General features: G+C 68.8%; 1 protein-coding gene. It reads left to right on the top strand.

Annotated features, from left to right (window positions below; genetic code table 11):
• Positions 1 to 258: 258 nt before the first annotated feature.
• Positions 259 to 2052 carry a transposase gene (locus VF468_13595; protein HEX5879328.1) on the top strand — a complete coding sequence of 598 codons (1794 nt, stop codon included), beginning with the start codon at positions 259 to 261 and terminating at the stop codon, positions 2050 to 2052.
• Positions 2053 to 2103: the final 51 nt, after the last annotated feature.

Below are 2103 nucleotides of genomic sequence, written 5' to 3' on the forward strand. Positions count from 1 at the left end.
TCCCTTAGCGCCGATTCTCGCGCCGGACGGGTGCGTGGTTGTTGAGTCTGGCTGGTGCGCGGCTGGATTCGGGTTTGGCCTGTGCTGTAAGGGCTTGGCTTGTACTCTCGCTCGGGCTTGGATCGCGCATAGGACTGATCTAACTGTTTGTTGCAGGAGTTTCGCCGTTGGCGTTGCCACGCCAGCGCTCGTGCGGCGGCCGGTGGTCCCGCCAAGATACGAAGAATTACAGCATTGTGATTCTGATCGCCTGCTCCGGTGGCGCGTCGAGTTGACCGCTGCTCTCGGGACTGGTGTAGTGATCGCATCAAACAGACAGCGGTATCACCCCTACTCTCGGCGCGGCCGGGTGGGGAGTTCTTCGCCGAGCCGGCCACCGCGGACCAGCGTCGGTACGAGGCGCTGCGGGCCTACCTGCTGGAGGGCGCGACCGCCACCGAGGTGGCCGGCCGGTTCGGCTACACCCCGGCCACCGTGCAGTCGATGGCCCGGGACTTCCGCGCCGGCCGGCGCGACTTCTTCACCGACACCAAACCCGGCCCGAAAAGCGCACCGGCCAAGGACGCCGCCCGCGGCCGGATCATCGAGCTACGGCGAGCCGGCCGGTCGGCCTACGAGATCGCCGAGCTGCTGGCCGCCGAGGGCAGCAAGCTGAACCGGACCGGGGTGGCGGAGGTGCTCGCCGAGGAAGGCTTCCCGCGACTGTGGCCCCGCCCGCACGCCGAACGTGGCCTGCCGCGGCGCGAGCCCCAACCGCGGACCGGGATCGTGGACTTCACCGAATGGCCGCAGCGGCTCGACACCAAACTGGCCGGGCTGCTGCTGACCATCCCGGACCTGATCGCCTTGGACCTGCCCGGCCTGGTCCGCGCCGCCGGCTACCCCGGCACCACCGTCGTCCCGGCATTGAGCTCGGTGCTGTCGCTGCTGGCGCTGAAGCTGACCGGCACCCGCCGGGTCTCCCACGTCGAAGAGCTCGCCACCGACCCCGGTGCGGCGCTGTTCGCCGGCCTCAGCTCGCTCCCGAAGGCCACCGCGCTGACCACCTACTCCTACCGGCTCGACCACGCCAAGCAGGCCGCGTTCCTGACCGCCCTGGACAAGGCCAGCCTCAAAGCCGGGCTGGCCACCGGCGAGGCGATCAACCTCGACTTCCACGCCGTCATGCACTGGGGGCAGGACCCGGCGCTGGAAAAGCACTACGTGCCCAGCAGATCCCAACGCACCCGCAGCGTGTTGACGTTCTTCGCCGAAGACGCCGACAGCCACACCCTGCTGTCCGCCAACGCCGACCTGGCCAAGGCCACCCAGCACAACGAGGTCCTCGCCTTCGCCGACCACTGGCACCAGGTGACCGGGCACGACCCGAACCTGCTGATCTTCGACAGCAAGGTCGCCACCCAAGCCCAACTCGCCGAACTCACCGACCGCGGCATCGGGTTCATCACCCTGCGGGCCCGCACCCCCAAACTCAGCCAAGCCCTGCACGCCCTACCCGCCGAAGCCTGGACCCCGTTGACCATCGCCCGCGCCGGCGGCAAGACCCGCCGGGTCAAGGTCATCGACGACCCCGCCGCGAAACTGAGCAGCTACCCCGACACGCTGCGCCAGCTCGCCGTCGCCGGACTGGGCCACGACGAACCCACCATCTTGATCACCAACGACCCGACCAGCCCCGCCAAGAAGATCATCGAAAGCTACGCCCGCCGGATGAACATCGAACAACGCCTCGCCGAAGCGATCCGCTCCTTCGGCCTCGACGCCCTCGCCGGAGCCGTCCCGCTCAACGTCGACCTCGACGTCACCCTCAGCGTGCTCGCCCACACCGTCTGCGCCGCCCTGCGTCGCCGACTACCCGGCTACCACACCGCCACCCCCGACACCCTGCAACGCCGCTTCCTCAGCACCGGCGGCGACATCCTCAACCACCACAACGAGATCATCGTCCGACTCGACCGCCGCACCTACTCACCCGTGCTGCGCCAAGCCGACCTCCCCAGCACCGAAGTCCCCTGGTGGGGCGGACGCCGACTCCGCTACGAATACCGCTGACCAAACTGGGGTCGAATCCGCTGCGCGAGAATCGGCGTTAGCGCCGCTGAC

Source organism: Actinomycetota bacterium, assembly GCA_036280995.1.
GTDB lineage: Bacteria > Actinomycetota > CALGFH01 > CALGFH01 > CALGFH01 > CALGFH01.